This is a genomic window from Mycobacterium sp. TH-M25 (genome assembly GCF_057473665.1).
In genome coordinates this window covers 1-6,424 of sequence record NZ_JBYCLA010000055.1, presented here as the reverse complement: position 1 = coordinate 6,424, position 6,424 = coordinate 1, and the positions used below count along the sequence as shown (strand labels likewise).

The 6,424-nt window shown below is 61.0% G+C and carries 5 protein-coding genes; 2 read left to right on the top strand and 3 right to left on the bottom strand.

Going from position 1 to position 6,424, the window contains the following annotated elements:
• Nucleotides 1–297: 297 nt before the first annotated feature.
• Together AC2VOU_RS02210 and AC2VOU_RS02205 are read left to right on the top strand one after the other, a co-directional pair.
• Nucleotides 298–576, top strand: a complete 279-nt coding sequence (locus tag AC2VOU_RS02210) for a type II toxin-antitoxin system TacA family antitoxin (protein WP_486955886.1) — start codon at nt 298–300, stop codon at nt 574–576.
• Nucleotides 577–1,092: a GNAT family N-acetyltransferase gene (locus tag AC2VOU_RS02205; protein WP_486955885.1), complete on the top strand. Its 516-nt coding sequence runs from the start codon at nt 577–579 to the stop codon at nt 1,090–1,092. It abuts the gene before it with no gap.
• Between the two features lie 303 nt (nt 1,093–1,395).
• Here the strand turns inward: AC2VOU_RS02205 and AC2VOU_RS02200 are convergent, their stop codons facing one another.
• The 3 genes from AC2VOU_RS02200 to AC2VOU_RS02190 all read right to left on the bottom strand — a co-directional run.
• Entirely contained in the window at nt 1,396–3,192 is a 1,797-nt protein-coding gene (locus AC2VOU_RS02200) for an ABC transporter ATP-binding protein/permease (protein WP_486955884.1), read from the bottom strand.
• 11 nt (nt 3,193–3,203) lie between these two features.
• Nucleotides 3,204–4,487, bottom strand: a complete 1,284-nt coding sequence (locus AC2VOU_RS02195) for a lipase family protein (protein ID WP_486955883.1) — start codon at nt 4,485–4,487, stop codon at nt 3,204–3,206.
• Between the two features lie 483 nt (nt 4,488–4,970).
• A partial coding sequence (locus AC2VOU_RS02190) for an AMP-binding protein (RefSeq protein WP_486955882.1) occupies nt 4,971–6,424 on the bottom strand: 1,454 nt, incomplete at its 5' end.

The window sequence follows — 6,424 nt, the reverse complement described above, 5'->3', positions numbered from 1 at the left end:
TCGGGTTGTGGCGCCAGTTCGTGGGCGATGGCTGTGCGCACCACCGCCGATACCGGTAGGCCGCGTTCTGCGGCATTAGCGCGTAGCCGGGTCATCTCATCGGCGGCGAGGCGCACGGTGATGGTTTGGGCCTTTTCGCGGTTGGGGTGGGCGGCCGGCGCGGTCGTGTATTCAGGGCTGTTGACGGCTTCCAGCTCGCGCGTTGTTCACTGATTGTTCCTTTCCACGGTATGTGCCCTGGTCGGTGGCGTTGGAGGGTAGCTTGACTAACCCATCACGTACTGCCATTGTTAGTACATGCCTGTCATGAAAGATAACCGCTTGCAGCTGCGTGTCGACGCGGCGTCGAAGCGTCGGCTGGAGCTGGCTGCAAGTGAGGCGCATCTGAGTGTGTCGGCGTTCGTACTGCAGGCCGCCAGTCAGGCTGCCGACGAGCTGTTAGCCGAACGACAAATCATCCACCTGCCGCCCGACACGGCGGCGGCATTCACCGCGGCTCTTGACCGTCCGGCGCAGGTGAATGAGCGGTTGGTGTCCGCATTGCAGCGCCCACAGAAGTTCAGCTGGCTGGACTGAGTGCAGTTCTACCGGCCGACGCCGCTAGATCCGGACAAGCACCAGCGCGACGGGTTCGCCTCGGGTGAGCCATCATTGGACGAGTGGCTACGCCGCTACGCGGGCCAAAATCGACGCGGCAACACCGCCGCGGTATGGGTAATAGCTGACCGCGACTACAAGGTGGTCTGCTACGCAACGTTGTCGATGACCTCGGTGGATCGCTCGGCCAGCCCCGGACCTTTGGCGAAGGGTGCCCCGACGCAGGTTCCTGCGCTGCTCGTCGGCCGGCTAGCCACCGACGTGGGTGCGAGCGGACTTGGGCTCGGCACTCAAATGGTCAAGCACATCTTGGCGACGGCGGCCGAGCTCAACCTGAAGGCAGCGTGTCGGGCAGTTGTGGTCACCGCGCTTAACGCAACGGCGTTTCGGTGGTGGCAGCGGTTTGGCTTTGATCCGCTGGACGCCGACGACGCGACAAACCTAGACCTCTATCTGCTGACGAAAGACATCGACGCCACGCTCGCACGCCTCTGACGATCAGCGGCTCGATGCCCGAAAACAATCCAGCATCAACAACTTTGACAATCGTGGGGCTGTAACCGAACCATATTTTGATCGGGCCACCTCTCCAATGGCAGAGGCATGCCGCGACTCACCTACCTTAGATGTCGCAGTTGGCAACCCCAGGCCATCATCGGACTCCTACCAGCCCTTTTGTTGCCGACAGTCAAGCGAAGCGGCACAGACACGTGACCTTGGTGACATGTCGGGAAACTATCCTGCGGCCGTCCACAGTCAGCTCACTACAGAGCTCGCTGTGTGACGCGCGGCCCGTTCCTACCAGGTTCGTGCAGAAGAGCCCCTAATCCGCCAGCGGACGTAGGCGATCATGAACATGCTAAGCAGACACAGCATCGAGGTTGCGAAAACCCAGGCGCCTAAAGTGTGAGCCCAAAGGGTTTCGTTGGCTGGTGCAAAGGGAGCGATGGCGCTCAAATCGGTGGTGGACGCAGATGCGGCGAACCCCCAGCGCGCTGGGATTAGCCAGGACAACTGATTAAGAATTGGTCGGCCTGTCATGGGGATCAGACCGCCGGAGAACACAATCGAGACCATTGTTGAGAGGACGAGCATCGGAAGTATCTGATCCTGCGTCCGAGCAGTTGCGGAAAGCGCCAGACCCATGACGAGCGAGGCGGCCCCCGTGCCGAAAAGAACGACGTAAAGTTCGAGAGTGGCGTCACCGAGGACGGCGCCTCCGCGTGTGGGCGCACCCTTTCCTGTCACGGTGATCGCCGTCACGACAGCAGTCTGGACAGCGATGATCGCGAACGAAACCAGCAGTTTGGCCATGATGTACGCCGAGGCGGAAAGCCCGGCGGCCTGTTCGCGCTCGAAAATAATCCGTTCGCCGACTATCTCGCGGATCGTCAACGCGGCTCCCATGAAGATAGCGTCGATGTTCAGAAGTTCCAACACTTGTGAAGGCTCGTTCGGAAAACGATCGTGCACGCTCGCCCGGCCGAATCCATTATCTCCGGGCACAACCAGTGATAGCACGCCCACAACGAGAGGTAGTACCGCCAGGAACACCAAATAGCCTCGATCAGCGACGAGAAGACGCCCATGGCGTCGAGCAACAATGCCAAGCTGGCAGATCCGTGAACACGTAGTGGATGTGGTGTCAGAAGTCACCAAGTTCACTGTCGGCCGCGGTGTTGAACTTTCAGTTAGGCCGCACGCCAGGTAATTTCGGTGAGCCCCTTCCGGATCCGTGCCTAATCGTGTGAAGATGTCTGCCCAGTCGCTAGTCCCCAAGGTTTCTGGGATTTGGGACGGCGGTCCGCAGTACGCCGTCCTTCCGGATGCGAGAATTAGCACTTGCTCGCACATATTCAGATAGGTCAAGCAATGGGTGATGACGACTACCACCCGTCCCGCATCGGCGAGCTTGCGCAGCCAGGTCATGACCTGGCGGTCCAAAGCCGGATCGAGCCCGGAGGTGGGTTCGTCAAGGATCAGCAAGGATGGCTCGGTAAGCAACTCCATGGCGACCGACGTCCTTTTGCGCTGTCCTCCGGACAGCTTGTCGATTCTCATGTGGGCACAGGCAGACAGTTCGAGTTCGCAGAGCACGTTGGCTACTGCCCGGTTACGCTGGCTGCGCGTGGCATCCGGCAGCCGAAGTTCGGCTGCGTAGCCAACCGCTTGTTCGACTGTCAATTTGTCGTGCATGGTGTCGCATTGAGGCACCACACCAACCTCATGACGAATTGCGGCGGGCGCGCGGTAGAGATCATGGCCGGTGAAGTACACGCTGCCCGTAGTTGGCCTGTAAATACCGCTGATGACCCGCGCCAGAGTGGATTTTCCCGCCCCTGAGGGACCGATTACCGCTGTGAGTGAACCGCAGCGCGCCTGAAACGATACATCCGCCAACAGCTCAGATTTTCTGATTGTGACGCCGACGGAGCGCACATCGAGGTGGCCGCCTCGGCTGGTGAGCCCGCCGATGGCGACAACCGCTTCCGCTTCGCATCCCTGAGGCATGCCCTTCGGGCGGGCAGACGCATCAAGGACGGCAAGGGGCAGAAGTGGCGCAGAAACGGATAATTCGAGTCGTCCCCTTAGCATGCGGCCCCCCTCTAGTTTTGCGCCTGAATCTCATCGCAATTCGGCGTGGTGGGGACGCCGTTGAATCGGTCGGTAACCCACGCAATGCTTCGCTCACCATCGACAAATGTCGGTAGTAAGGTGTTGACATCTACTTTGTTGAAGAGCGGAGGCTCCTCATTAGTCCAGAATGTGACATCGGCCCCCATCGCACAATAGTCCGCCGCGCTCTGACGAGCTTGCGCATACCCTCCGAAGGGGTCCCACCGGTTGTGCGTGAAGTACACCGGCCCGGTGGGTTTGATATTGCCGATGCGCTGCGCCGCTAGGAGGCTCTTAAACGGGTCCTTTTTGACTGCTTCATAGATGTCATTTTTGAACCAGCCATCATAATGGCGGAACATATAATCGATGCCAGTCTGCATCAAGCACTGACGCCCAGTATTCTCATACATTTCCATACCGCGCGGGGTGAGCGAGTCCTTAATGGTTTGTTCTGCTTCAGGATACGACGCGGCGATGCCTCGCAAAAACCACCCGGTCGCTCCCGCCAGGTAATTGCCGTCAATAGGCGCTAGCATTTCGGCCAAATCGGTGGGCGCGGCGGCCGCATACGTTCCAACCACGTTGAGCTCGGGTGCGTGGCTGCCCACCAGCTCGGCCGCCGACAACGCGGCATACCCGCCGGCTATCCATCCCCAGAAGGCCACCGGCCCGTGCGAGTCCAGGGACGTACCTGGCAATTTCATGGCCGCGCGGGCGGCATCGATAAGGGCGCTTCCTGATGCGACCCGGTTCAGCCATTGTGGCGATTGTGCAACGTGGACGCCTTCCCCAACGCCATCAGTTATCACGATGGCAAATCCGCGGGCCAGCAACGTGCCGATGAAGCCCCATTCCAGGTTGATCATCAGGTCGAACCCGGTCTGCAGTGAGGCGTGTATACCCTGGTCCATCATCCGCGACGGCGCGCACTGCTCGCCTGGCCCGAACGGAATCGTCGCATAGGCCAGTAGCGGCCGTGGACCGTCGCCGGGCCAAGGATTGTCCGGCTCGATATAGGTGCCGGTCACCGCGACCGGGTTACCCGTCGCGTCGGTGCTGCGATACATGATCCGGGTTCCCGATCCTTGATAGTGCCCCAACACACCGGAAGGTTCCTTGACTATGCGTTGTGGCTCGGTGCGGATCACGTCACCAGGCTGACCCGGCGGCAATGGATCGGGCGGGGTGTAGAACTCCACATATCGGCTTTCGTCGCCACGCGCATCCGGCGCGACCGTAAGGGTGGGAATCACCACGACGGCAATAGCCAAGGCTGCGAAGGCAGTCTTCCACCACCCGGTTCGTCGACTGGCGACGGTCGACGTACGGGGCAGTTTGGAGCCATCGTGAGGTGCGTGAGCGATTCTCCGGAGAACACCTTCTGCGCTGTGTGTCGGCGCGAACTGCCGCACAACTAAACGGGCCCGCCTCACCCAAAAACAGTCGACCCCTGTCGCCTCATAACGATACGCACGACTGCCCAGCCCTTCCTCGGGCGTATCCCGCTTAGTGTCCGATATGTGGGGTGCCTCACGACAGTATCGAGGGCCGTCGTCCGTCGCGATGGGCCGCAGGCCAAAAAGCGGAGCGTGCGAACGGCTTTGATCCCGGGCCACTGCGCTAACGAGTGCCACCTTCCATCTGCATTTACGCATGTCGATCTCCTTATTTTGACCGGCCGGAGGCCAGCATGTTCCGTTGTTTTCCGACACATCGCAGTCGAAGTCAGCGATGACGAACTACCAAATCCATTGCTAATCAGAACTTTTCGATCTTCTGCCTCGGCTTGTCGCCGATTGACTGGCCGCGGGGGAACTCGGCGATCCATCGCGCTCTTGCCGCAGGGCAAATCGTTGTAGCTTTCCGCTGGGTGTCCTGGGTAGCGAATCGACAACTTCTACGATCCGAGGAAAGGCATGCTTGCCATATTCGGAGCGCACCAAGTCCTGAAGCTGCTCGACGAGTCCACTCGCCCCAGGATCACTGTGGAGAGGGACTGCGGCGTCCGGGGATAGAACAACGAATGCCTGGATAACCTCACCCCGGATCGCGTCAGGGCGGCCTATTACTGCGGCATCCGCGACCGCGGGATGTTTGACCAGGATGTCCTCGATATCGATCGGCGAGATGCGATATCCGGCCATCAGGATGACGTCGTCGTCGCGGCCGGCGAACGAGAACTGATCGCCGTGGCGTGTGGCCGCGTCTCCTGACAGATACCACCGGCCGTTGGAGCTAAATCGCTCACGCGTGCGCTCGGGTGCGTCAACATAGCCGGTGAACCACATCAGCGGGCTTCGCTCAGTGTCCAGCGCGAGCAGGCCACGATGGACATCAGCCACGAAACCCGGGAGTGCTCGCCCGAGCGAACCCGCTTGGATGGGGCCGCGGAGGCGGTCGTGCCAGCAGTTCGCCACGACCATCCCTTGCTCGGTCTGTCCGTAGTGATCGCGGACCTCCGTGCCCAAGGCCTCGGGTGCCCACTCGTTGACATCGGGGGTAAGTGGTTCACCTGCCGACGATGCGCATCGCAGAACTGGCGCTCGGACGCCGCTGTCGATCATCGCCCGATACATTGTCGGAGCACCGGCGAAGTTGGTGACCTTACAGGTCTCAATGACTGCGGCGGTGGATTCGGGACTGAATGGCATTGCGGCCAGGACGGTCGTCAGTCCGGCAGCGAGCGGAGCCACGACGGCGAAGTACAGTCCGTATGCCCACCCGGGATCTGCGGCGTTCCAGTACACGTCGTCGGCCCGGACGTCTAGGCCAAACTCGAGGTAGGCGACGAAGGCGGCGACCGCGCGTCTGGGAACGGGTACGCCGCTGGGGGGGCCGGTCGTGCCCGACGTATAAAGCTGGATAAAGACTTCTTCGGGCCCACCGATGTGGTCCTCACGCAACGGCTCAGCAGCGGCGACTGCCCCATATAGATCTGGGCCCCACTGCACCACGGTGCACGACGAGAGCCCACTCAGCTTGCCAACTTGATCGGCATCGGTCACCACTACGCGGGCTCGCGCCGACTGGAGACGCGCTTCCACCGCTGGGGGTGCGAATGCCGTAAACAGCGGCACGTAGATCGCACCAAGTCGCCACAGTGCGAGCATGGTGATCACCAGCTCGCTGCCTTTACTCATCAACACCGCAACTCGGTCACCTAGGGCAACCCCGCGCCCTGCGAGAACCGAGGCCATCCGGCGAGATT

Excerpts from the sequence above, each read along its gene's own strand:
- AC2VOU_RS02210 (WP_486955886.1), top strand. The coding sequence starts at position 298 with ATGCCTGTCATGAAAGATAACCGCTTGCAGCTGCGTGTCGACGCGGCG.
- AC2VOU_RS02200 (WP_486955884.1), bottom strand. The coding sequence starts at position 3,192 with ATGCTAAGGGGACGACTCGAATTATCCGTTTCTGCGCCACTTCTGCCC.